This window comes from Sphingobacteriales bacterium (assembly GCA_016711285.1).
Classification (GTDB): Bacteria; Bacteroidota; Bacteroidia; order Chitinophagales; family UBA2359; genus JADJTG01.
On record JADJTG010000002.1, the window covers coordinates 671,469 to 697,195 of the forward strand.

Annotated in this window: 20 protein-coding genes; 3 read left to right on the top strand and 17 right to left on the bottom strand. The window is 42.7% G+C overall.

What is annotated here, in order from left to right:
* Nucleotides 1–416 precede the first annotated feature (416 nt).
* Nucleotides 417–1,781, bottom strand: a complete 1,365-nt coding sequence (locus IPL35_03120) for an outer membrane protein transport protein (protein ID MBK8442453.1) — start codon at nt 1,779–1,781, stop codon at nt 417–419.
* Nucleotides 1,782–2,071: 290 nt separating this feature from the next.
* On the opposite strand from IPL35_03120, the gene IPL35_03125 reads away from it, so the two are divergent.
* On the top strand, nt 2,072–4,567 hold the full coding sequence (locus tag IPL35_03125; protein MBK8442454.1) for a T9SS type A sorting domain-containing protein: 2,496 nt from the start codon (nt 2,072–2,074) through the stop codon (nt 4,565–4,567).
* 81 nt (nt 4,568–4,648) lie between these two features.
* Here the strand turns inward: IPL35_03125 and IPL35_03130 are convergent, their stop codons facing one another.
* Nucleotides 4,649–5,389: a polyphosphate kinase gene (locus IPL35_03130; protein ID MBK8442455.1), complete on the bottom strand. Its 741-nt coding sequence runs from the start codon at nt 5,387–5,389 to the stop codon at nt 4,649–4,651.
* Nucleotides 5,390–5,634: 245 nt separating this feature from the next.
* On the opposite strand from IPL35_03130, the gene IPL35_03135 reads away from it, so the two are divergent.
* Both IPL35_03135 and IPL35_03140 read left to right on the top strand, forming a co-directional pair.
* The gene (locus IPL35_03135; GenBank protein MBK8442456.1) at nt 5,635–6,963 is read left to right on the top strand and encodes a leucyl aminopeptidase; all 1,329 of its coding nucleotides are present in this window, start codon (nt 5,635–5,637) and stop codon (nt 6,961–6,963) included.
* On the top strand, nt 6,945–7,121 hold the full coding sequence (locus tag IPL35_03140) for a hypothetical protein (GenBank protein ID MBK8442457.1): 177 nt from the start codon (nt 6,945–6,947) through the stop codon (nt 7,119–7,121). The genes IPL35_03135 and IPL35_03140 overlap by 19 nt, the downstream gene beginning before the upstream one ends.
* 27 nt (nt 7,122–7,148) lie before the next feature.
* On the opposite strand, the gene IPL35_03145 is transcribed toward IPL35_03140, so the two are convergent.
* From IPL35_03145 to IPL35_03215, 15 genes are all read right to left on the bottom strand, one after another.
* Nucleotides 7,149–8,324 carry an MFS transporter gene (locus IPL35_03145; protein MBK8442458.1) on the bottom strand — a complete coding sequence of 392 codons (1,176 nt, stop codon included), beginning with the start codon at nt 8,322–8,324 and terminating at the stop codon, nt 7,149–7,151.
* A gap of 389 nt (nt 8,325–8,713) precedes the next feature.
* On the bottom strand, nt 8,714–8,926 hold the full coding sequence (locus IPL35_03150) for a hypothetical protein (protein ID MBK8442459.1): 213 nt from the start codon (nt 8,924–8,926) through the stop codon (nt 8,714–8,716).
* A gap of 71 nt (nt 8,927–8,997) precedes the next feature.
* Nucleotides 8,998–10,743 (bottom strand): gliding motility-associated C-terminal domain-containing protein, encoded by a 1,746-nt coding sequence (locus IPL35_03155; GenBank protein MBK8442460.1) that lies wholly within the window; start codon nt 10,741–10,743, stop codon nt 8,998–9,000.
* A gap of 139 nt (nt 10,744–10,882) precedes the next feature.
* The gene (locus tag IPL35_03160) at nt 10,883–12,193 is read right to left on the bottom strand and encodes an insulinase family protein (GenBank protein MBK8442461.1); all 1,311 of its coding nucleotides are present in this window, start codon (nt 12,191–12,193) and stop codon (nt 10,883–10,885) included.
* A 51-nt stretch (nt 12,194–12,244) separates the two neighbouring features.
* Nucleotides 12,245–13,456 carry an NYN domain-containing protein gene (locus IPL35_03165; protein MBK8442462.1) on the bottom strand — a complete coding sequence of 404 codons (1,212 nt, stop codon included), beginning with the start codon at nt 13,454–13,456 and terminating at the stop codon, nt 12,245–12,247.
* A gap of 181 nt (nt 13,457–13,637) precedes the next feature.
* Nucleotides 13,638–14,639 (bottom strand): DNA adenine methylase, encoded by a 1,002-nt coding sequence (locus IPL35_03170; GenBank protein MBK8442463.1) that lies wholly within the window; start codon nt 14,637–14,639, stop codon nt 13,638–13,640.
* 119 nt (nt 14,640–14,758) lie between these two features.
* Nucleotides 14,759–15,406 carry a hypothetical protein gene (locus IPL35_03175; GenBank protein ID MBK8442464.1) on the bottom strand — a complete coding sequence of 216 codons (648 nt, stop codon included), beginning with the start codon at nt 15,404–15,406 and terminating at the stop codon, nt 14,759–14,761.
* A 90-nt stretch (nt 15,407–15,496) separates the two neighbouring features.
* Complete coding sequence (locus IPL35_03180; protein MBK8442465.1) at nt 15,497–15,943, bottom strand: hypothetical protein; 447 nt, start codon at nt 15,941–15,943, stop codon at nt 15,497–15,499.
* Nucleotides 15,934–16,188, bottom strand: coding sequence for a hypothetical protein (locus IPL35_03185; protein MBK8442466.1), 255 nt, complete (start codon nt 16,186–16,188; stop codon nt 15,934–15,936). The genes IPL35_03180 and IPL35_03185 overlap by 10 nt, the downstream gene beginning before the upstream one ends.
* Nucleotides 16,189–16,519: 331 nt before the next feature.
* On the bottom strand, nt 16,520–18,343 hold the full coding sequence (locus IPL35_03190) for an excinuclease ABC subunit C (protein ID MBK8442467.1): 1,824 nt from the start codon (nt 18,341–18,343) through the stop codon (nt 16,520–16,522).
* Between the two features lie 156 nt (nt 18,344–18,499).
* A complete protein-coding gene (gene bioB / locus IPL35_03195; GenBank protein MBK8442468.1) occupies nt 18,500–19,507 on the bottom strand; it encodes a biotin synthase BioB in 1,008 nt (335 codons plus the stop codon).
* Nucleotides 19,508–19,837: 330 nt separating this feature from the next.
* Nucleotides 19,838–21,253 carry a hypothetical protein gene (locus IPL35_03200; protein MBK8442469.1) on the bottom strand — a complete coding sequence of 472 codons (1,416 nt, stop codon included), beginning with the start codon at nt 21,251–21,253 and terminating at the stop codon, nt 19,838–19,840.
* 86 nt (nt 21,254–21,339) lie between these two features.
* Nucleotides 21,340–23,793: a bifunctional aspartate kinase/homoserine dehydrogenase I gene (gene thrA / locus IPL35_03205; GenBank protein MBK8442470.1), complete on the bottom strand. Its 2,454-nt coding sequence runs from the start codon at nt 23,791–23,793 to the stop codon at nt 21,340–21,342.
* A gap of 57 nt (nt 23,794–23,850) precedes the next feature.
* Nucleotides 23,851–24,555 carry a hypothetical protein gene (locus IPL35_03210; GenBank protein MBK8442471.1) on the bottom strand — a complete coding sequence of 235 codons (705 nt, stop codon included), beginning with the start codon at nt 24,553–24,555 and terminating at the stop codon, nt 23,851–23,853.
* Nucleotides 24,552–25,697, bottom strand: coding sequence for an ATP-binding protein (locus IPL35_03215; protein ID MBK8442472.1), 1,146 nt, complete (start codon nt 25,695–25,697; stop codon nt 24,552–24,554). The genes IPL35_03210 and IPL35_03215 overlap by 4 nt, the downstream gene beginning before the upstream one ends.
* Nucleotides 25,698–25,727 lie beyond the last annotated feature (30 nt).

The following is a 25,727-nucleotide window of genomic DNA, read 5'->3' on the forward strand; positions in this document are numbered from 1 at the left end:
AAAAAATGTGTTTTTTTATGTAAAAATATATCTTTTTTATACTAAAATTCAATTTTTTATTCACTTAAAACATTAAATAATAATTAGTTATAAATATTTTTTTATTTAAACTAACTTATGATTCTTACTTAATATTTTTTTATACTAAAAACAACAAATTTAGCGATGTGCGTGTGTAGCGAAGTTATACAAGCCAATTTAGTTATAAATACGTTATAAAAAAAATAAATAGCCTCTGACCTGTTATGGTCAGAGGCTTTTTTGATACTTTTTGTTTTTAATAAAAAACTATTAAAAACGAGGGCCTATTGTAAAGGTGAAATTAGAAGTGTTTTGCTGTATTTGTGCCGAAGTGGTATCTTCGCTGCGCAAAGTGTAGGAGTTGTAGGCTGCGCTTTTTGTTCCGTACTGATAGCCTAAATCAAAAACACGTTGTCGCCGCGAAAACCGAAGCCCGCACTGTAAATGCTGCGCTCCGAAGTCGAGCCTTCCGCTTTAAAAGGGCTGCCATATAGGGCGTATCCGGCACGCAAACGCAAATTATCCAAAGCCAACTCGCCGCCGATACGAATGTTGGAAGCTGCCTGCAAATTGCTTTTGATACTGCTGTTTAGGTCGGAAAAATAAGAAGCATCTAAAGAAAAATCAGACGAAGAACTGTATTTGGTTTTGGCGTAGTTGATATATTCGTAATCGGCACTCAAAAATCCTTTGTCTTTGTAAAAAAGTGCCACGCCGCCCACCAAACGCGCCGGAGTGCGAATGTCGTAGCTGTAGGTGCCGAAGGGTGCATCGTAACTGCGCGATGCTATTTCGCCGTTTTCGTTGGCGGCGGCGGCTTGCAACGAAGTGGTGTATTCTTCATCAACGGAATAAAAAGTAGGCGAATGAACTGCTACGCCCACACGTACAAAATCAGCCAAATAATAATTCGCGCCGACTTTTAAATTGATACCCGCACCATTGGTTTTTACACTTTCGTCGAGGTTCAGGTTATCAAAATTACTGTGTTTGTTTTCGCTGTCCTGTTCTGAATAATCTTTCTGTATTTTGTAGTTGATGATGGGAACATTCAGCGAAGCTCCCAAACTCAAACGATCTTTGTACAAACCGCCCAAACCGATATTGAGTTCGCTCACGCTGCCTTTGGTGCGCACCAACTCTTTTTGCAGTACGTTGCCGTTTTGTGCCGCCCCCGCATATTCGGTAGCACCGGCAGCAATGGGATTGATGAGGAAGGTTTGATAAGCACCATTTACGTCAAAATTTGCCAGCGACTCCAAATCGGTTTCGCTGATACCGGCAGCTTGCTCGGCGTAGTAGTCGGTGAGGGAGTTTTCTTCGTTGTAGCCCGAAATATAAAATTGGTCGTGAAAATTGGCTAAACGATTGAACCCTAAAGCGAAATTGGCGGTTGTCCAGTTTTTTCCCGTGCGGCGGTCGGATAATACAATGCCGAAATTGCCGATATTAAAATTTACTTTACCGTCATTGTTTACTTGATTGAGGAGTACGGTTTCGTTGTCGGAAAAATACAAAGATGGCGTAAAAGTAAGCTCCGACTTACGATAACCCGCAATGCCGGCGGGATTGTTGGAGACGACCGAAAAATCGGAACTCAATGCCGCTGTTGCTCCCGCCAAACCATTGCTGCGTGCCGTACCGCCCGAAGCTGTAGTTTGTGCCAAAGTAGCGGCATCTATAAACGATTGAGCCTGCAAGCCTGCACTTGCCCATAGAGCAATACTTGCCCAAATACTGATGCGATGTTTCATTTTCATATTATTGCCGAAAATATTTTTGCTTTGGTAACAAATAAACCTTTGCCTTGTTCTGCAAAAGTTGTAGGTATTGGATAAAGCACAGACAAAAAAGTTTAAGGATAAAGAGGGAAATATTAAATATATTTAATGGATTTTATTACCTATTGTAGAATGATACCGATATGCTGTAATTCATCTGCCATTATCGTGTTTTAAATAAAAACAAATAAATTTAGTAATGTTTGTACAATTTTATCATAAATATGCTAAATTTGTAAGCATCATTATATAAAACGACCACTTTTCCTATGAAAAATTTATTAATCAGCCTTTTGATAGGCGTTCTTACTTCTTTTAATGTATATGCTCAAATTTTGTGGCAAACTCCTATTGGCAATGAAACCCTCCCACAAGAGCCTATACAGGTACTCGAAACACCCGACCAACATCTTGTAGTCGGACTTTTACAAACCCATAATACTATTCGCAAGTGGTGGATAGGAAAAATCAACGGCAGCGGTACTTTGGTATGGGAATTATCGCTCGCCGACAGCTTGTTGTTACAAAAACACTGGGCTGCCATGCAATGGAACGAAAACGGAAATTTACTGCTCAAAGCCGCCACCGCCGACAGCACACATTATGTATGGCACGAAATTGATACCAACGGCAATATTGTAAATAATTTTGAAACCCCTAAACCCGCAGTTGCAAATACCGGAAGTGCCGCAATAGGCGGTGGCTATTTTGAAATCTATAATATGGGCAATCACGGAGTTATCAAAAAATACGATGACACCGGAAATTTACTTTGGAACAAAGTAGATGCCACTACCACCAAATATAGTAGTTTACAATCCACGAGCGATGGCGGAGCTATTGTACATGGAAATTTTAATAATATGGGACTTACCATGAAATACGACAAATGGGGAAATATCCTTTGGATACAACTTGACTATATGTATAATTTTTCCAAGTATTATGTAGGAAAAGGATCTATGCAAATAACAACTGTAAGTACGGGAATGGGAGGAGTATATGGAAACAACAGCCATAAATATTATGACAGAACTGGATATTTATATGATCAAAATCAACTGTTAATTTTATATGTAGCGGGTGTGTATGAAGAAAGTTACGGCTATACTAATGATAATGGGTATCATGTAGCAGGACATAGCAATATCGGGGGACTACTTACAAAATTTACGAATAATTCTTCTAATATCTTTACCTCTTTATATGATTATACAGGTAATAAAAAATGTGAATTTATACAATCGCAAACGACCTATTATCCAAATCAAAATTGGACTTGTCCTACATATTTTAACTTTTATGAACTTCCGCACTTTTTCCTTCATATTAATGACAAAAAACTTACTCGTTATGATGTGAATTGCGGTTTGCCAAATAATGGGGTTTCTATATCCAAAGTACAAACGCATACTGTTGAAACAGGCAAAAATGCCGTATTCAATATCAATGGCTATCTGAATAATTGCCGTGTTACAGATATGACGGTAGATTATTATGAAGAACAACATCATTTTTCCATATTTTTAAATACAGCTTTAGATACGGTTGTATTTCATCAGCCGCTCAACAAAAATTTAGATTTAGGTGTTTTACCCGTTGGAGATTATACCCTCAGCATCAATGGCAATAATCTTGGCTATATTGACGATATTAAAAGCCCCTCCGCGAGTTTTTCAGTGGGAACACCATTGCCGGCTTTTGGCAGCAGTACTATTTTTAATTTATGTGAACCAGACACACTTGTTTTTCCCGAAGTGTTGCGCTGGTACAGCGATTCTACCCTGAATCAGCTTATAAGCGAAGGCAATACTTTTACGGCTATCAATTCAGGTATTTACTATGTAACCAAAGTAAATAATGCTACCGGAACTGAAACTGCGGCATCAGAAGTACAAATAGATGTACGCCCTCCACAAACTGTTTCTTATTTTGTTGATGCCGACAATATGCTGCATATTATGCAAAGCGATACTACGGAACAGGTGAGCTATTGGGTAAAAATAAACGATATATATATATCTTCTTCTCCGTATTATGCTCCACCTCCCTATAAAGTATATGCACTGCCGGATTCTACCGGACAGGTAACTATTTATATCAGCCGCTCTTCGGGTTGTCCGATTGAGAATATTACATTTGATTATGTTCCCGCACCTTTTTTATTTGAAACCTACTCTATATGCCCCAACGATACTATTACTTTTGATACTTACCTGAATTGGTATAGCGACGGTGATTTGCAAAATTTAACAGGAAGCGGAAATAGTTTTTCGCCGCCTACGGGAGGTATGTATTATGTAACACAAATCATTGATAGCATTGAAAGTGCTGCTGTACCTGTATATGTTTCCTTTATACAAGGTATTGATTGTTTTACGATTCCGATTATCGGACAAATTAATATTGCTTCAGGTATTACAAATTTGCCCGATCAACCCATCGTAGTTCAAGATGTATGGAATAATTTTTCTGATTGGAGCAGAGATGAAGGCGGCAAAAAAAGTGCAATGATGCCGACCCCGAGCGTCAGACCCTATATAATACCCAACCCTGCACAGGATATAGTATATATAAAAGGTATAGAGCAAGTACAACCTTATGATGAAGTACGCCTATTTTCGGCTACAGGAGATTTAATACTGCAATCCGGTCTATCTACAGAAACATCTTTGCATATAGGAGATATTCCGGCGGGTTATTATGTTCTGCTCTTGCGCAATATGGATAAAATTCACTATCTAAAACTAATAAAAATAAAATAAATGTTTTACGAATAATTATTGCTCAGTGTTTGGGAGCTTGGTTATTTATTTAGATGTCGTGAATAAGACTCAATTATTCCCCTACCCCTGCGGATATGCCAAATCCATCGTGCGCAGGGTTTCTACTACTGTTTTCAGTACCGTAAATTCTTTGTACCAGTTGTCATCGGAAGGCACGATATACCAGGGCAGTGCGGGGCTGCAATGTTCAAAAACATCTTCATACGCCTCCATATAATCGCTCCAAAATTCGCGCTCTTTCCAGTCGCCTTCATTGTGCTTCCAGCGTTTTTCGGGTTTGTCGAGACGTTCCTGCAAGCGTTTGAGTTGTTCGTCTTTGGATATGTGCATATAAAACTTCAGCACCTTCGTTCCGTTGTCCTCAAGCAGTTGCTCAAAATGGTTGATGTGCTCAAAACGGCGGCGCACCGTATCCATATCTACCCATTTATGCACACGCTGCACCAATACATCTTCGTAGTGGGAGCGATTAAAAATACCGATATACCCTTTCGCCGGAACAACCTGATGCACACGCCACAAAAAATCGTGTGCCATTTCAATATCTGTGGGGCGTTTGAAAGACTGTACCACACAACCCGCCGGATTTACTTTGCCAAATGCTTTGCGCACTACACCATCTTTGCCACTGGCATCCATACCTTGCAGTATCACCAACAAAGCGCGTTGCTGCTGGGCAAACATTTTATTTTGCAACTCCGACAATTCATCTTTCAGCTCCTCAGCCTGCTCTTCCAGCGTTTCTTTTTGTGCCTTAATATTGCTGTCGGGTTTGGTAGAAATTTTGCTTAAAAGTCCCATTTTATTGTATATATGTTTTGATGCGAAAGTACAATATTGTATTTTAATTTTTATGGAAATATATTTTCAACTGTTTTATCTTCGAAAAAATATCCAATCAATAAAATTTACGAATTTGATAAGCGTATAGTTGTATCATATTAAAAGATGAGCTATTTTCATACCTTTGCTCAATAATATATTGTTTTTCACAAATAAAACTTTTGACTACATCTTGTCATTATTTTTTTTAAAACTTTCATTTTATGCAGTTTACCATCGGCAACAAATATAACGGCGATTGTGTCATTATTCCTTTATCGCAGCAGTCTTTATCTCAGCATCTCAACGACCTCGCAACACGCTACAGTAGTGTGGGGGCGCATCTGCAAAAAGATTTTTCGGGCGCAGCCGGAGAAGTTTTGCTGTTGTATTATCCGCTAAAAAACAAAACTTTGCGTATTGTATTATTGGGTATCGGAAAAAATGAAGATACGCCGTCTTTGCTGAAAGCATTTCAGGGTTTGTCGTTTAAATATAAGCATTATTTCGGCGAAGAAAATGTTATTGACTGCACTTATCTCAATATTCCGAAAAATGATTTATCCGCACATCTTGAGGCTTTAATTTGCGGATTGGTATTGGGTACTTATCGTATTGGTCTGTACAAAACGGCTGCTCTGCCCGAATCTCTTTGGAACAGCGACACCGCCGTTTTTTCTTTGATATTGCCCAAGCGCAGCAACATCAAGCCCGAAACCTTAGAAAATGCTTATACGCTGGCGCGTATTTTATCCAAAGTGTATGATTATGTAAATACACCTTCTAATTATAAAACACCCGAAACACTTGCAAAATGGGCAGAAGAAGCCGCAAAAAGGCAAAATTTTAAGGTAAAAGTATATGATAAAAAAGAGGCAAAGAAAGTTGGTTTTCACGCTTTGCTGGCAGTGGGGCGCGGCAGCGAAAACGACCCTTGTATGATTGTATTGGATTATAAACCCAAAGGTATTGATAAAGAAACCCTGACTACCATAGCAGTGGTGGGCAAAGGTATTACTTTTGATACAGGAGGCATTTCTATCAAACCATCTGCCAATATGCACTATATGCGCAGTGATATGGCAGGTGCTGCCGCCGTGTTGGGCATTGTAGAAGCCTGTGCTGCTTTGAAATTGCCGTTGCACATAGTGGGCGTTGTGGCTGCCGCCGAAAATATGGTCGGCGACAAAGCCTATCGTCCGGGTGATGTTATTGATTCTTATTCGGGAAAAACCATAGAAGTACTCGATACCGATGCCGAAGGGCGTTTGGTATTGGCAGATGCACTTGCCTTTGCTTGCCGCGAAGAAAAACCCGCCGTAGTGATTGATATGGCTACACTCACCGGCTCTTGCGTGCGGGCACTCGGCACTAATGCCGCCGGATTATTTACCAACAACGACACTCTGGCGCAGCAACTCCTGCAAGCGGGCGAACGCAGTGGCGAGCGACTGTGGCGTTTGCCGCTTTGGGACGCTTACGCCGAAGAGTTGCAGTCTGATATTGCAGATGTAAAAATATCAGTCTCAAACCTGTGGCAGATGCTATCGTAGCTGCCAAATTTTTAGAGGTATTTACCCATCAACATCAGGCGTGGGCGCATTTGGATATTGCCGGAACTGCCTATGGCGACAATATGGTGGGCAAGCAAAAAAATGCTACTGCTTTTGGTGTTCGTTTGGTATTGGAATATTTGCGCAGCATTTTATAATATCAAAGCAGAGCTTCAGGAGAAAATTTATTTTGAAGCAGATGACGACTGTTGTTGGTGGTTTTTTAATTCCAAATTCCGAAGTTTCGGATTAAAAACTCCGATGCCCGCCACCGACAACAGGGTCATTATTCCGCCAAATATCACCGAAGGTATCAATCCCAACAATTTGGCAGCTACACCCGATTCAAATTGCCCCAACTCATTTGAAGAGCTAATAAATATACTATTGACCGAAGATACTCTGCCGCGCATGTGATCGGGTGTAATCAACTGCATAATTGCCTGACGTATCACTACACTTACATTGTCGAACGCGCCGCTTAACAGGAGTAAAAAGAAGGATATATAAAAATTTTTGGAAAAAGCGAAAGCTATCATACACACGCCAAAACCCGCCACCGACCACAGCAGTTTGTGCCCCGACCGCTCCAAAGGCGGCTGTCGAGTAAGCCAAACCGCCATCAGCAATGCACCCGCCGCCGGTGCTGCCCGCAATAATCCCAAACCCTGTGCGCCCACATTTAATACTTCTGCCGCAAAAATGGGCAGCAAAGCCACCGCTCCTCCGAAAAGCACCGCAAATAAATCCAATGCCAAAGCTCCCAACATCATAGGTGTTCCAAACACAAACCGCAAGCCTTTGCCAATGCTGTCGAATACATTTTCGCGTTTTGCTTCGCTCTCGGGGTCGGGCAAATAGGGCATCTGCCACAAAATCAAACAAGAGGCTAAGGCTACCGCCAACGAAAAACCGTATGCCCAGCGTACACCCCAAAAACCGAATATCAAACCACCCAACGCCGGACCCGCAATAGATGTGAAGTGCCACAAATTGGAATTCCACGAAGTGGCGTGAATATACTGCTCACGCGGAATTAACTGCGACAAATAGCCAAATTGAGCCGGTGCTAAAAATGCACGCGCCAAACCGACAATAACAATGATAAAATAAACGGGTGCGCCCCAGCTTGCAACTAAAAATGAAGAAAAAAAACTCAAAATCAATAGCAGCAGCTGACACAAAGTAAGTGCAGCTACTGAGGCATACAATATTTTTTTTCGGTTGATGATGTCGGCAAAATGCCCCGCAAATAAACTCACGGCAATAAAAGGAATTACTTCTGCCAAACCAATCATTCCCAACCAAAGGGCATCTTGCGTTATTTCATAAATTTGCCAACCTACCACCACACTCTGCATCTGAAATGATAATGTAATCAATAAACGATATGCCAAATATTGCTTAAATGGTCTGTACCTCAAAATATCCGATACCTTTCCCAATGTATATGTTATTTTTTTATTAATTAAGCAGCAATTTATCTTCCAACAATCCCACCAAACCTCATATCAACACTTTTTAAATCAAAAATTAAAAACTCCTCTTTTATACAGAAAATAAGGGTAGTGTTCGACTTAATACGGCTAAAAAATTTGTGTACACGAATTTTATTTTTTTATGATTTTTCGGCGATATATGGCATAAAAAAAACGCCATCCGCGCTCACTGTGCTCCATATTGCACATCCACGGACAACGTTTTTCATTATAATAAAACTGTGTAAAAAAAATGAACGAGTGATAATTAGCTAAAAGTCATCATCAATAGCAGCATCTTCGCTTGCATCTTCTTCTTCGCCCCAAGTCATGTAATCGTTTTCGGCTTCCAATTCATCTAATTCATCATCATAGTTGTCACCTTCATCGTCCCATGATTTTTCATCTTCCTCTCCAAAATTATCAAACTCATCAAAATCTTCCATTTCACCGTATTCTTCAAATTCATCTTCTCTGGGTGTCATAATTTTCAGATTTTTTTTGTTGTTGTGATTAAAAATATTAAGGTAAAAAGAATATAAAATTAAAGCATTTTTTATCTCAACAGCAGCACTGTTCCTTTGCGCTCCAACTCTAAACCATTGAGCGATTTCATACGAACAATATAAGAATACACATCTTGAGGCACTTCGCGCTCATTGGCAGTACCGTCCCACCCTTCGTCGGGATTGGAGGTTTGGAACAAAATTTCGCCCCAACGATTAAAAACTATCATACTGTAATCATCATAATTGGCAAACTGAATAAGCGGCTTGAATACAGGTGTTACACCGCCATTCGGACGAAAAGCATTGGGCATAAAAATGCGAGAATTTTGTCCGATACAAAAATCATTGGAAAAACTGCTCAATACTTCGCTCACTGCGGGTGGCGTGGGTAGGTTGAGTTCAAAAATAGCTTCGATACGATAACAAAATTCTGCTCCGCCTTGCAGGGTAATATCAGAAATATTATCCGTAAAAACGGTATCGTTGGGAGCTAAATTGCCCGCAGCCTGATAGCCATTACCAATATCGCGCCACACCCGATAGCTCTGAACAGTACCATGTGGTATTTCAAATTTATTCCAATAAATCGTGTTGGTGTAATCAAAATTACCATTTCCGGTTAAAAACATAGTGCGCACCTCCTCCGAAAGAATATCAGAGCCGCACTTATCTTCGGCTACCATATTATAATAATAAGCCTCGCGCTGCGGATTCGCTCCATTATCCACAAAGGCAATTTGGGCAGAAAGTGGAAAAGAACCTAAATTGATGATTTTTTCCAAATCGCTGCTCGTTGTACCGCGATTGATAATGAGGCGGTTGGGTGTGGCTCCTGCTTCTACATACCATTCCAAATTCACCTCCTCATTTGTTACCGTTGCGTTGCGGCAATAAATATATTGCGGCAAATCAAAAGTAGGAAAGAGAATGGGTACTCTGTTGGAGTTGGAAGTTTCGTTGATGCTGCTACCCACCGCTTTTATACTAAATACGCGATAGGGGTCGGTGGGGTCAGCGGTGTAAGTATAGGTGAGTTGTGTGCCGGCTACGGTATCAATAGCAATAGAAAAACCATTAGAGGGGTCTATTTTATACACAATATACTCTTGTGCTGCCCAACCTTTGTACGCTGTCCAGCTCATATTGAGCACATTGGTACAGGTATCAAAGTCTATTTCAAAATAAATGCTGGAATGCAGGGGATTATATGTACCCGAATTGAGGCAACTGTCAATAGTAGAAACGGTATAAGATTCTATATTAAAATTGGGAGTACCGGGGGTATCTTGATAAATACCCGATTCCGGATCGTAGAGCGTATCGATAGGTACAGGACCATCGCCATAAATGATATACCCAAATACATTGGGTAATTCTACAGGCTCCCACTCTACCACCGATTTGCCACCCAATACCTCCACCCGAATAATTTGCGGCGGCGGCAATTCGGCATTGCTGATGGTATCCGAAGGATAGGAGTTGTTGTCGGTACATTCGTTTTGAACAAAAACATATACCATACCGCCCGAAGGGTTGCTCCATATAAAACTATTGACAGCGGGGTCGTTCAGGGTTTGTACATTGGTAAAAGGACCGGCGGCATCGTTGCCGACAAAAATATGGGTAGCCACAAAATTTGCTCCGCAATTATCGGTATCCGTCCAGGCAATTTCTACACCGCCGCCGCTTACATTATGTACACATTGCAAAATAGGTGCACTATGCTGCGCACGCAAGGCGGTAAAACTGCCCAGCAACAATAAAATTATGGTAAAATAAAAAACAGGTTTCATTATCGTAATGTTAAAAACGACATCTATATCGTATTATTACTTTCATCTAAAAAAAAATATCCTGATAAATTTCGGCGGCGTATTCAATTTGCAAAATTATCAAAAAATAATATTACTCGTATTCAACAAGCTGTATTTATCATATATTTGTTATATCTTTTACACCACCTACTACTACTTGCGACATATTTTGAGGCTGTAAATAAAGTTGCGCCACCTCTTGTATGCGCTTTGCACTGATGGTTTGTATATCGTACTCAAAATTCGCCAACTCATTCGTAGGTTCAAAGCCGTTCAATACATTGTTGCGCAAAGTATTCAGGCTGTTGAATACGCCGTCTATCCAGTGCAAGCTATTGCCTAAAATATAATTGCGCACCATTTCTATTTCTTTCTTTGGAGGCGGTTTATCTAAAAAACGTTGTATCACTACATTTATTTCTTTTAAGGCTTTCGGCGTAACTGCATTGCCGGTTTCTGCCGATAAAGACCAATAGGCGGCATTCAGGAAATAAGATATTTGCGTATAAATTCCGTAGGTATATCCTTTTTGTTCGCGTAGGCGCGTCATCAGGCGCGAGCCGAAAAAGCCGCCCAAAATGGTATTGGCAAAAAACAGTGCATTACTGTCGGGGTGCTGCTGGCGAATAGTGGGCATACCCCATACTATGGAGCATTGCGGCGAGGCGGAAAGGTGTTTTTGTTTTTGCTGCGGGCGATATTTTGTGTATGTCGGGTAGGCTTTTTCGTCAAAGACGGGCTGGTCGGGTTTGCCCCAGTTGTCGCTGCCGAAAGTTTGATTGAGGAGTTGCTGCCAGTATGCAGGCACAGCTCCGGCAACAAAAATAGTGCAACGCGCCGGCGTGTAGTGTGTTTGGTAAAAATGAAGAAGCTGCTCACGGTGCAGGGCTTTGATGTCGGTGGCGCGGGTGAGATAGCCATAGGGTGTGCTGCCGCCCAATACCATAGATTGCAGCCATTGAGAAGCAATATAATCACTGTCGCTTTTGCGTATTTGCAGCGATTGCAATTCTTTATTTTGGAGCAGCACCAACTCCGTTTCCGGAAAAACAGCTTCGCACACGAGGTGCTGCAACAGAGGCAATACGCGCTCAAAATGCTGCGATAATCCGTTGAGTGTAATGCTGCTGTAATCGTAGCCATCGGTGGTGCTGAGTTGGCAGCCCCATTGTTCTACCGCTTCGCTGATGTCAAATGCGGAATAGCGCACAGTGCCGTCATCAAGGAGGCTGTTGCAAAAAGAAGCCACCTGTGGTGCCGACTCGTGCCGCCGCGCCGCCGCAAATACCAACTCTATACTGAACAAAGGAAAAGTAGTGGCGGGAATACCATATACCTCAATGCCGTTGTCTAAATAAAAATGTGAGTAAGACGGAAAACGCAAAGGCGGAAAAGGCTGCAAAGCGGGGGCAAGATGTCGTTGTAGCATAGATATAGTAGCAATTTTTTACTAAAAAACCGATGTGAAGCTATAACAAAATCAGGAAGCGGCAGGCAAACCCAATAAATTGCGAATGTCTTCGCTTTCCAAAGTAGGGTATTTATCTTTTAAAATAAAACTGATACCGCCAATATACACTTGCTCTAAAATATCGGCATTATTAATAGTAGGGCGGATTATCATCGGGCGTTGCAAAAGGGGACCTTCGGTGTTTTGGTTGTAATTTTTAAGTGCTTTTCCTTCAAAAAGTGTATTGATGTACTTCCGAATGTCTATTCTTGAAAAGTCTTTCAGTTTTTTATCTAAGGCTTCGGTCATTTGTGTCATAGACATCGCCTTTTTTTCCTGCATCATATCAAATAATACTTTGGATAAAATTTTTCGCTTTTCTATGTTTTTCTGATAGCGTGCCACTTGTTTCAAAAATACAGCTGCCTCCTTGCGCACGTCTTTGTGTGCTTCTGTTTTTACTGCTACCGCCATCACACCTTCTTTAAAATATACCATACTCGCTTTGCTTCTGTCGTCTTTTTCCACTTTTTCTACCAAATCCTTAAAAGACTCTACAAATTGCCGGAAAGAATTGAAGCCCATGCGTTTTTCCGAAAAAGAAGAGTCTAAGCGAATTAAATCCTGCTTTAAGCCATATAGCGAAACGGGTTCTTCGCTGCTGCGCGATTTTATAAAACGCATCAACAATTCTTTGCCGTCTGTGGGGTCGAGCGGTTCGGCGAGCAAATCCGAAATAGGTGAGGCTTCTTCGGGTCTGCCGAGCAGTTCTTCCAAGGGCTTGAACTCCACACTGTTTATTTTTACCAAACGCCCCACGCTGTGTTCAAATCCCATCGCGATTACTTCTTTGCTGCGCATACGCACGCGCTGAATAAGCGGCACAAAGTCGCTGTCGCCCGAGCCAATAACAATGGTGTTGATTTTCGGGTACATTTCCAAATGCTCCATTACATCTATCGCCAAGCGCACATCAGAGCCGTTTTTACCCTGCGAATTGGTTTCCGGCAAATGCACCAACTCAAAACCTTGCTGCATCAGCATACTTTGATATTGCATAAACATCGTCTTTGACCAGTCGGCATAAGCTCTTTTGATGGCAATATTGCCTTTGGTGGTGGCATAATCCACGATGGGTTCTATAAGTAGTGGGCGTGTTTTGGAAGGGTAAACGGTATCGGCAGAAAGGGCTAAATTTTCAAAATCTAAATAAATAGCTACGTTGTTGTTATTTTCGTTCATGTTTGATGTGTGTTCAATTAAAATCTTTAATGATGTTTCTTTTTTTTCAAAAGGTAAAAAAGTTTGTTGTGCAGGGTGCTGCGTTTTGAAAAACTGAAAAACGGCGGCTTTTATACCATCACAAACAAAATAAAGAAGAATGGTATTTGGAAGTAAAATGGTAAAATCTGTGCCAATTTTTTTATGTCTTTTCTAAAATATGTAAATACTCAATGGTGGCAGTGGCTTTGTGGCGGCGTTGGTGGTCGGTATCGGCTTTAAATCGCTGATAGGGCTGTTGCAGCAAATCGTATTTTCCGTATTTTTGGAGCAGTTGGCGCACTTGCTCCAAAGATAAGATGCCTTCGTTGTTGTAGCTTAAAAAAATATAGCGGAAACGCGCCTGTTGCAACAAATATTCCAAGGCGGTGGCGGCTTCGTTGCGTTTGCAATATGCCGAGCGGTAATAATTGGGACGCAAACCGGTTTTTCCGGTCGGCTCAAAAGGTTCATACTGAGCAATGGTATTGAGCAAATGATAATTGGCTCCATATTGGCGGCTGTTGTAGGGAGGGTCTAAATACAGCACATCGCCTTCTATCTCATTGATAAGGACATTGGCATCGCTTTGCTTTACTTCATTGCGCTGCGGTGCTGTAATTTCAAAGGGAGCGGCACGCACATGCAAAGGTTTTTGAGCACTTTTTTTCAAATGTTTCAAATAAGCACCATACACCGAAGCGGTATTGGCGAGCAAATCTACCTGCTCCAACAGGGCGCACAACAAATGAAAATACAGTGTTTCGCTGATGCTGCCCGCCCTGCGCCACTCCTCTATACGGCGGCGTATGGCATCTGTTTTTTTTCCGTTTTCATCGCTGAAATATTGGCGTTCGCCGTTGCCGCCTTTGCAATAATGCCTGAAAATAAAACCCGCTTCGCCCTCCAATTCATTGAGTTGCCGAAAAAAAACGGCAGCTTCCAGAGGCTCGGTATTGGCGATATAGTTTTGATTCAATACATAGCTGTAATATTCTACATCATTTACTATCAGTTTTTTAAAACGGCTTTTGAGGGTGCGTGCCACGATACCCGTGCCTGCAAACAACTCGGCGTAGGTGAGCATTTGCGTATCGCCCGCCACTTGTTCAATGGTGGAGGCAATAAAAGTAGAGAGCTTTTTTTTAGAGCCGATATAATTCATAACACGGCACGAAGGTAAGCATTTAGTAGCGGTAAAACGCTGCAAGTGCTACGGAAAGTAGCAGTTTAATCTTAAAAATTGTTTTTAAACCAAAAAAATGCTGTTTCTCCCGTTTTTTGCTACCGAATCACCCATATTATATCCGACAACGTGGGCTGTTCGCTCTCCAGCGGAAGGCGCACCAAATGCTCCGGCGAAAAATTTAGCATATACTCTTTGATACGGTTTTGAAGCAATGTGAGTTCGGCTTTCAGTTTCCAGTGTTCGCCATCGTTGCGGTATAAAACCAAAAAAAGGCGGTTTTTTAGATGAAAACGCTGCTCTTTGCTTTGTGACGTATATAGCCAGCGAATTAAATCGGATTTGTAGCGGCGGGCATCAAAAAGTGTTTTTCCGTATTGGCGCGGAAATACGCTGGTTTTATGGTCAAAAGGAATATCCTGAATATAAAAATCGCACAGACGGTCTTTGCGGTTGGGGGCGGCAACTACCTGCGGCTGGCTGCAAAAAAAATGTTCCACCGTGCGTGCCGACTGAAAATTGTACCAACGATTGAGGGCATAATGCTGAAGTAATTCAAACTGAGGGTGCTGTCGCAGCGACTCTAATCTTTGCATCAACTCATCAAAATAGAGGGTATCATAAATAAAACGAGTGGCTTGGTCTAATTCGTCATTTTGCACAACTCCCCAGCGATACGGAAATTTCCAACGTTTTTTCAGTTCTTGTTCTAATTCTATCACTTTCATAAAAAAAACAACAGCCAAACGGTGTAAGTAGTTAATATTTTTTTAATTGCATCAGCCAACAACCTGCCATATAAAAATCAGCAAATTTGAGTACAGCTTGCTGTGATTTTATTTAAGGGCTTGTGGCGAATCAAAAGAAAAAGTAAGCGTACCATCGGCATTGCGAATGATTTTCCAATCCTGCCGATAGATATTTTTTTTCTTATCCTGAAAGTTAAAAGATACCGACCTTATTTTACTTTTGAAAAAAGAAGCGTGTGTAAGAAAAGTGATTTTTTCCTGCGGTTTCAGATGCGTGGCATAAGGAAAAGCGGGGTCAAATTTGATTTCGGAACTATAGCCCAAATTGTACAATGCACCACCGACATTGCTGATGTTGATAAGATAATAAGCGGTGTCGTTTTGATGTTGTAAAGTGGCAGTGACGGCTAATTGCGGCGGCTCGTTGGTGGTAGCAGGTGGCAAGGATACAGGCGGCTCTGGATTTACATAGCGAAATGTATCACTGATATTCGGCTCAGGGGCGACAGTGGCGGCAAGCGGGGCTATGGGCAAAGTTTCTGAGTTTTTTGAGGGTTGCTGTTTTGCTTGTTTTCTTTTACTACAGCATTCAATTCTTTCAAACTTACTTCAATTTCAGCGGCAGGGTCGGGTTTATCTTCTTTCACCATAAATACCCCCAATAGCAGAACCATTACTGCCACCGCCGTATTGCGTAGTGTAGAAAGAGAGGGCATATAATCGCCCGAATTGTAGCCTGTGTTGCTCAGTTGCATGCGTAGTAAAGTAGTTTCTCTCAAAAGCCCTGTCTTTGATTATTCCAAAACATACAAGGCAAAAAATATTTTTGCCCTGTATGTTCGTCAGTAGTGTAGTAGTAGCAATATCTTATTTATCAATAGTTCAATGTACTAATAATGAATAAGTTATTTATTTTTTAAAACAAGACAGCCTTTATTTAAAAATTAGTTTTGCTCATATTATCCGACCACTTCAGAAGTTGTCTTTTGCTGTATAGACAACGCTTTGTGCAAACGACACCTATATTTTACAATATTTAAGACATTTAATGTCATAAATATAAACTTATTTAGTTTTACCTATAAAAAAGGGTGAAAAAATTTCAAAATTTTATGTTTTTGTGGCAGAAAAATATGCCAATACAGCTTGCGCACTTTTGGCATCTACTACGGCACGGAGGGCGACGGCATCGGCGGCTTTTATTTTTTTGAGCGATTTAAAATGTTGCCACAGTTTTTCGGCTTTGGCTTCGCCGATACCCGGAATTTCCAACAACTGCGATTGTAGCGTGCCTTTGCTGCGCTGCTGCCTGTGGAAAGTGATGGCAAAGCGGTGTGCCTCGTTGCGTATTTGTTGCAGCAACTTGAGCGAGGGCGATTTTTTATCAATATACAAAGGCACGCTATCTTTGGGCACATAAATTTCCTCCAATCTTTTGGCAATGCCCACGATGGCGAATTTTCCGTTCAGTTCCAATTGTTCAATGCTTTGCATAGCGGCTTGGAGTTGCCCTTTGCCTCCATCAATAATAACAAGTTGGGGCAGTGGTTTTTCTTCGTCGAGCAGGCGGCGGTATCTGCGCCATACAATTTCGCTCATAGAAGCAAAATCATCAATGCCTGTCACGGTTTTGATATTAAAATGACGGTATTCACTTTTAGCGGGTTTTCCTTCTTTGAAACACACCATAGAAGCCACCGGATAGCTACCCTGAAAATTAGAATTGTCAAAACATTCAATGTGCAAGGGTATTTCGGTGAGGCGGAGGTCTTTTTTGAGTTGGTTCAGGGTATCAAAACTGCGCTGTGCATAGTTTTTTTCGCCTTGTTTGAGCCATTTTTGTTGTTTGTAATAGAGGGCATTGCGCACCGCCAAATCCAGTAATTTCTTTTTATCGCCGAGTTTCGGAACATTTACTTTGGTGTTTTTTTCGGGAAATTCTACTTCAAAAGGAACTAAAATTTCTTCGGAGTGGCTGTTGCTTTGGAGGCGCAATTCCTGCATGGCGATGAGCAAAAGGCTTTCGGGGCTTTCTTCCAACTGCGGCACTAATTCAAGGGCTTTGGTTTGAATAATAGAGCCGTTGGCAATGCGCAAATAATTAACAATAAAGTATTTATCATCAGCAGCCACTCCAAATACATCAATATTGTGCAAAGTAGGATTTACCACCGTCGATTTGCTTTGATAATTGCCGAGCAAGTTGGCTTTTTCTTTTAAATATTGTGCTTTTTCAAAATCTAAATCGGTGGCGGCTTTTGTCATTTCCTGCTGCAACTCGCGCAATACGCCCGCTACATTGCCTTTTAAAATATGCCTCAACTGCGAAATAATGTGCAAATAATCTGCCTCCGACTGCAAGGCGGCGCAAGGGGCTTTGCAATTGCCGATATGATACTCCAAACAGGGGCGGAATTTTTTTTTGCGGATATTTTCGGGGGTAAGGAGCAGATTGCAAGTGCGGAGCGGGAATGATTTTTTTAAAAACTCCAAAATTTCGGCGGCTTGGTGCATAGAAGGAAAAGGACCTAAATACTCCGAACCATCGCGGCGGAAATGGCGTGTGAGGATAAGACGCGGAAATTCTTCTTTTTTGATACAGATATACGGATAGGTTTTGTCGTCTTTGAGCAATACATTGTAGCGCGGCTGCAATTGTTTGATGAGGGTATTTTCTAACAGCAAAGCATCTTGTTCGCTTTCTACTACCGTAAACTGAATGTCGGCAATATGGCTCACCATCACGCGGGTTTTGCCTTGCTGTTGTTGGGGGTACGACACAAAATAAGAAGCCACTCTTTTTTTCAGACTTTTGGCTTTTCCTACATAAATAACTGTGCCTATGTGGTTCAAAAAGCGATACACACCGGGTTCGTCGGGCAGTGCGCTCTGAATTTGATGATAAATGGCAAGTGGCGACTGGTGATTGTTCATTATCCGTTTTTATATACAAAACAAAATACGGATAGTTTTTAAAATATAGTGTAGGAGGGAATGTTTTTTTTGTCGGGGAAATATATATACAACGCCGCTGCCCTTTTCTTTTTTCGGAAAAGCGGCGGCGGCATTTTTGTTTTTGTTAGTATTTTTTCACACTATATCCGGCGTTTGTGCTTTTTCGCTTTGTGTTTGCTGGTGTGTAAAAGGCTGCATCGGCAGCAGCCCCAAAGTTTCAAAAAGGGCTTGGTCGTCGTTGAAATCGGGGTTGGGGGTGGTGAGGAGTTTGTCGCCTGCAAAAATAGAGTTGGCTCCTGCCATAAAACAAAGGGCTTGCTCGGTGGCACTCATATCCATACGCCCTGCCGACAGGCGCACCATAGATGCGGGCATCGCCAATTTTGCGGTGGCAATAGTGCGCAACATATCCCATATTGCTACGCGGTGGCGGTTTTCGAGGGGAGTGCCTTCTACGCTCACCAAAGCATTGACGGGTACGGATTCGGGGTGTTGGGGCTGGTTGGCGAGGGTCATTATCATTTGCACGCGGTCGGTGGCACTTTCGCCCATACCTATAATGCCGCCACTGCACACGCTGAGTTTGGCTTTGCGCACATGGGCGAGGGTATTGAGGCGGTCTTGGTAGCTGCGGGTAGAGATGATTTCGCCATAAAATTCTTCGGAGCTGTCCAAATTGTGGTTGTAGGCGTATAAGCCGGCTTCTTTGAGGCGTTGGGCTTGCTGTTCGGTGAGCATACCGAGTGTGCAGCATACCTCCATACCGAGTGCATTTACGCCCTGCACCATTCCCAGCACACGGTCAAAATCGCGGTTGTCGCGCACTTCGCGCCACGCTGCCCCCAAACAAAAACGCGAAGCACCGCCCGCTTTGGCTTCCTGTGCTTTTTGCACAACTTCGTCCACTTCCAGCAGGCGGTGTGTTTTTATGTTGGTGTGGTAGCGGGCGGCTTGCGGGCAGTAGGCGCAGTCTTCGGGGCAGCCGCCGGTTTTGATGGATAGCAGCGAAGACACCTGCACCTCGCGCGGGTTGAAATAGCGGCGGTGGGCTTGTGCTGCCTGAAAGATGAGTTCGAGCAGGGGCAGTTGATATACATCGTAGAGTTCCTGAAAGGTCCAGTCGTGACGAAGGGGTGTATGCATGGGGCGTAATGTTTTTTATATGTATAAGTTGGTATAGAGGTTTATTTTATTTCGTTTTCAAATGTATGTTTTGCTTTTAATTTGAATGTTCTTGTTTTTTAATATGCAGCTTTGCTTTCAAAATCTGCGCAAATATAATTAAAACTTGCATTACGACACCTTTGCAATGTCGGTAAGGTAATGAAACGTTTTCATCGGCATCTGAGCATTCCAACTTTGACAAAATTTGGAACTTTATCAAAGCTAAAAACTGCTCCTCAACGTTTGATCATTACAACTTTGACAAAATTTGGAACTTTGTCAAAGTTAAAAACCACTCCTTACACCCCCTTACCCCCTCAAAAGGGGCAATGCGGCGCTCCTCAGAGCTTGAGCGGCACTCCTCAGAGCTTGAGCGGCGCTCCTCAGAGCTTGAGCGGCGCTCCTCAACGCTTGAGCGGCACTCACCAGAGCTTGAGCGGCACTCACCAGAGCTTGAGCGGCACTCACCAGTGCTTGAGCGGCACTCACCAGAGCTTGAGCGGCACTCACCAGTGCTTGAGCGGCACTCACCAGTGCTTGAGCGGCACTCACCAGTGCTTGGTAAGCACGCACCAGTGCTTGGTAAGCACGCACCAGTGCTTGGTAAGCACGCACCAGTGCTTGGTAAGCACGCACCAGTGCTTGGTAAGCACGCACCAGTGCTTGGTAAGCACGCACCAGTGCTTGGTAAGCACGCACCAGTGCTTGGTAAGCACGCACCAGTGCTTGGTAAGCACGCACCAGTGCTTGGTAAGCACGCACCAGTGCTTGGTAAGCACGCACCAGTGCTTGGTAAGCACGCACCAGTGCTTGGTAAGCACGCACCAGTGCTTGGTAGGCACGCACCAGTGCTTGGTAGGCACGCACCAGTGCTTGGTAGGCACGCACCAATGCTTGGTAGGCACGCACCAATGCTTGGTAGGCACGCACCAATGCTTGGTAGGCACGCACCAATGCTTGGTAGGCACGCACCAATGCTTGGTAGGCACGCACCAATGCTTGGTAGGCACGCACCAATGCTTGGTAGGCACGCACCAGTGCTTGGTAGGCACGCACCAGTGCTTGGTAGGCACGCACCAATGCTTGGTAGGCACGCACCAATGCTTGGTAGGCACGCACCAATGCTTGGTAGGCACGCAACAGTGCTTGGTAGGCACGCACCAGTGCTTGGTAGGCACGCACCCATGCTTGGTAGGCACGCACCAATGCTTGGTAGGCACGCACCAATGCTTGGTAAGCACGCACCAGTGCTTGGTAGGCACGCACCAGGTTTGGTAGGCACGCACCAGTGCTTTGGTAGGCACGCACCAATGCTTGGTAGGCACGCACCAATGCTTGGTAGGCACGCACCAATCCTTGGTAGGCACGCACCAATGCTTGGTAGGCACGCACCAATGCTTGGTAGGCACGCACCAATGCTTGGTAGGCACGCACCAGTGCTTGGTAGGCACGCACCAATGCTTGGTAGGCACGCACCAGTGCTTGGTAGGCACGCACCAGTGCTTGGTAGGCACGCACCAGTGCTTGGTAGGCACGCACCAGTGCTTGTGAGGCACGCACCAATGCTTGGTAGGCACGCACCAATGCTTGGTAAGCACGCACCAGGCTTGGCAGGCACGCACCAGTGCTTGGTAGGCACGCACCAGTGCTTGGTAGGCACGCACCAATGCTTGGTAGGCACGCACCAATGCTTGGTAGGCACGCACCAATGCTTGAGCGTTCCAACTTTGACAAAATTTGGAACTTTGTCAAAGTTAAAAACCGCTCCTTACACCCCCTTACACCCTCAAAAGGGGAAATTTGGTGTTGTTTTAACTCAAATAATTGCCCACGCTCACAATTTCTGCCAATACGCCGGCGGCGGTTACTTCGGCTCCGGCTCCGGGACCTTTTACTACCAAAGGTCGTTCTTTGTAGCGGGCGGTTGTAAATACTATCATATTGTCGCTGCCCGAAAGTGCGTAAAAAGGACTGTCGGCAGCCACACCGCGCAAAGCGATACGCGCCCCTTGGGGGTCTATTTCGGCAATAAAACGCAGCACTTTATTATTCTGCTGCGCTTGTTGTTTCAGTTGTTCAAAATGATTTTCGTTGTTTTCCAAAGCCCTGAAAAAAGCTTCTACATGCGGGGCGGCAATACAACTTTGAGGCAGAATATTTTCAATGACAATATCGCCGATTTCCAGTGGCAAGCCCATTTCGCGTGCCAAAATCAGCACTTTGCGCGCCACATCAGCCCCGCTTAAATCTTCGCGCGGGTCGGGTTCGGTGTAGCCGCGCACCTGCGCCTCTTTTACTATATCGCTGAATTTTATTTCATCTTTAAAATTATTAAACACAAACGACATTGACCCCGACAGCACCGCTTCTATTTTCAGCACTTCATCGCCACTGTTGAGCAAGCCTTTGAGCGTAGAAATAACCGGCAAGCCCGCTCCTACATTGGTTTCGTACAAAAATTGTACGCCAAACTTACGGGCGATGGCGTGCAGATTTTCGTAATCCTGCCATTTGCCGCTGTTGGCGAGTTTGTTGGGCGTAATGAGCGAAATGCTTTCTTTGAGAATATCATCATAAAAAGCGATGACTTCGGGGCTGGCGGTGCTGTCGATAAAAATGCTGTTGGGCAAATTCAGCGCAATCATTTCGTGTATAAAAGCAGCCAAATCGTGTTTTTCTCCTTTTTGCTCCAATACTCCCTGATACTCGTTTAAGTCCACACCTTCTTCGTTGATATATTGGGTGCGGCTGTTGGCTACACCCACCAATTTTATTTCAAATTGTTGTTTTTCTTTCAAAAAAGCGGCGTGTTGTTGAATTTGCCGAATAAGTGTAGAGCCGATTAAGCCCGTGCCGCCTACCAAAAACAAATTCAGAGCCGTAATATCCGACAAGAAAAAAGCATCGTGGAGCGTGTTCAGGGCTTTGCGCTCTTCGGCTTTGTCCACCACCACCGATATATTCATTTCCGAAGACCCCTGCGCAATAGCGCGAATATTTACACCATTTTTGCCCAAAGCACCAAACATTTTTCCGCTTACGCCGATGCTGCGGCGCATATTGAAGCCTATCAACGCCACCACGCACATATCCTGCTCTATGTTAATTTCGTTGAGCAAGTTGTTTTTGAGTTCGTAATCAAATTCTTCCTGAAGGGCTTGCTGGGCTTTGGCAGCATCTTGCGGGTTGATGGCAAAAGTAATGGAATGTTCTGATGATGCCTGTGTGATAAGGATGATATTGACTTCCTGCAAAGCCATCGTTTTAAAAATACGCGCTGCCACACCGCTTACACCTATCATACCCGTACCCTGAATATTCACCAAAGCCACATTGCTGATAGAGCTGATACATTTTACCGGAGCCGTATCGTGGCTGCGGCGTGTGATGAGCGTGCCTGCATGGGTGGCGTTAAAAGTATTGGCAATGCGAATGGGGATATTTTTGCGCATAGCCGGCTGAATGGTAGGCGGATAGATCACCTTTGCACCGAAATGCGACATTTCGGCGGCTTCTTCGTAGGTCATTTGCGGCAGCGTGAGGGCTTTTTTCACTTTGCGCGGGTCGGCGGTGAGCACGCCGTTTACGTCTGTCCATATTTCGAGCAAATCGGCATCGAGGGCGGCGGCTACAATAGCGGCGGTATAATCACTGCCACCGCGCCCCAGCGTGGTGGTTACGCCCTCGGCAGTAGCAGCCACAAAGCCCCCCATCACATACAAATGCGTTTGCGGGCTTATCGCTTGCCGGAGGAGCATATCGGTAACGGCAAAATCTACGCGGGCGGCGGTAAAGTTTTTGTCGGTGCGAATGAGCTGTCGGGCATCTACATGCGCCACCGAAGAAAAATGCTCCTGCATATACAAAGTGACGATTTTGGAAGAAATCACTTCGCCGAAAGAAGCAATACAATCCAATGTGCGTGCCGACATTTCTTTGAGCAAAAGCACCCCATTGAGCAAGTCGTGGAGGAGTTGCAATTGTTCGTTGAGAAAATCGTGGGCGGCAGCAGCTTGCTTGTGCAGCAGCATATTAATCACCTCTTCGTGGCGTAGGCGCAACTGGAGGAGGTTGGTTTCAAATGCTTTGTCGCCGTTTTCGGCGGCTTTGCCGGAGTTGATGAGCAAGTCGGTAATGCCACTCATCGCCGATACCACCACTACGGCGTTGTTGTGATGGCGCAGGGTGTCGGCAACGATATTTTTAAGCGTTTCGATGGCGGCAACGCTGCCTACCGAAGTACCTCCAAATTTGAGAACTATCATTGTTGTATTTCTGTATCAGTTTGTTTACTTATAAAAAAATATTATTACAGTATTATTCTAAAAAGGCTGTTGTTCTTGAATTTTAATACGAATTTGGCGGCAAAAATCAATAAAATGCTTAAAAGAAGCAATATGTCCGGTTTTATGGTGGCGTTCAATTATTTTTTCCAAAAAATGTTGTTCCGTCACAACGTGTGGGTTTGCTTTATTATAGTGTATATTTCTTTCCGCTAAAATTTCTTGTAAATAAACAGAATGGAACACCGAAACAGAAGCATCAAAATCAGCAGGTTTGTTCATTAATTCCGGATCTTCTTCTTTTACATTATAAAAAGCAATACAATTCCGCAAAAGACTTCTTTCTGCATTCTGTTTAAAAATTTTACGATTCCCCAAAAACCAAGTTTCTATACATTTATTTTGAACAATAATCTCGAATTGCGTAAAAGGATTGATAATTATTTTTTCATTGTGTATAAAGTCCATTACTTCTTGGCGACGAGCGGCAATAGATTCTTCATCTGCATCTAAACACAACACTAAATAATTAAATGTATCACAAGCATTAATTTCACTGATACAATTGCGTAGATGATTATGGAGCAATGCCGGAAAACCTCCCCCACTGAAAATATAATAATTATTGGTTGTGATATCCTGAACATATTTTACACGTTCCAACTCGGGTACAAGCAAAGATAACCATTTTGGATACACCTTCATTTCTGTTCGTCTGCCTTCTACTAAGAAGTAAACATTCATAGCTCCTGTCCTGTTTGGTATTCTTCTAATTGAATAAGTTGCATAAAAGCACTGTGTTTTGACTGACCGATGCGAAATTTATCCACATTTTGTGCTCTGATGATATTGCCGTTGCGGGTCACTAATTTCCAATTTTGATAACCGATAGCATCAATAATATAAGGATGATGACTGGTGAGTACAAATTGCAATTTTCGTTTAGATACTAAAATATCCTGTGTAATTTCATTGATACAATTAATACCCAAACTGTTTTCAAATTCGTCTATTAAAAATACTGTTCCTTCAGCACACACATACAATTCACTTAATTGAATTAGGGTTTTAATCATACCCGACGAAATACGGTTGTCGTGTATCCAGTGTTGCACACCTTTTTCTTTGATTTGTATAAACAAGAAATCTTTTAATCCGCGAATTGAGCTATCCTGTGTGTCTGGTGTAGCAACTCTTATATCTTCTACCTGCGGAAAAATATAAAAAAAACGTGTTTGTATCAGATTAAAAGTCTTTTTATCCGCCTGTTGTAAAAGATATAGTTTAAGGATTGTTTGTAATTCGCTTTCACGAATTTTTTTTAAAGTATTATATGATTCTTCCAATCTACTCACCCCTAAAACATTAAAGCGCAAGTTGGTATGTTCCTGAGCATTGGAATTATCTATAATTTTTATTTTTCTAATACTATGATAAGCTGCCTGTATGCTGTTTTCTTCTTGTAACAAATGAATGATACTTTTTTGCGGGGAAAGTTTTGGTGTGAGTTTATCATTAAATATAATGGTATCTGTTGTTCTATCTACTATCAATTTATCATTACAATAAACTTTTTCAAATATAATTTTTGATTTATAATCAATAAGACCGCTATTATCATTTCCAAGTTCTGCACTTATCTGTCTGTTTTCAAAGCTGCCTTGCCAAATATATCTTACATTCTCTAAAGTTTCAAATGTTATATCCCAAGAAACTCCATTTATAGAAGCTCCTTCAACAATATCTTTTAAATCCGTCAAACAGTGCAATATCTGTGTTTTTCCTACCCCAGAAGCACCCACTAAGAGTGTAATCCTGTTGAGAGTAATCTCTTCCAAACGCCAGTCTAATGCTTTATTTTCAAAATTAAATTTTAAAATACGCATATTTTAATCGCTGTTGTTTATATTAATCAA